At 58.5% G+C, this 400-nt stretch carries 1 protein-coding gene; it reads right to left on the bottom strand.

Annotated features, from left to right (window positions below):
* Positions 1-13: 13 nt before the first annotated feature.
* Positions 14-400, bottom strand: a 387-nt coding sequence (locus tag ALO43_RS13215) for a topoisomerase C-terminal repeat-containing protein (protein WP_174518498.1), incomplete at its 5' end; no start/stop codon positions are given.

Raw genomic sequence — 400 nt, forward strand, 5'->3', positions numbered from 1 at the left:
ATTGAAGAGAGGGTCATGCGCGCTTTGGTTTGCCGCTGTACACGAATTCCAGCTTGGCTTCGTGGTTGAGCTTCAGGGCCGCTTCAAAGGACTTGCCGGTTTTCTTGCTGTGAAAGCCCTTCAGTACACCGGTCTTGCCATTCGTCAGCAGCGCCTCGATCTGGCCGGGGGACAGCATCTTGCCGCTGACTTCCGGGTAGAACTTGAAGGCGCAGGCGCGACATCCGATCACTCGCGGGGTGACGGCCAGTTCACTGCCGCACATGGGGCACTGGGCGTTCAGGCTGTCCAGTACCGGCTTACCGTCGCCTTGCACGTTGCCCAGGTCGATGTTTTTCACCTGGTCTGCAATAAAGGCCTCCAACTCGTCCAGGGCAGCGTCCACCTGTCTCTTATACAC

Source organism: Pseudomonas tremae, from assembly GCF_001401155.1.
In the GTDB taxonomy this organism is placed as follows: domain Bacteria; phylum Pseudomonadota; class Gammaproteobacteria; order Pseudomonadales; family Pseudomonadaceae; genus Aquipseudomonas; species Aquipseudomonas tremae.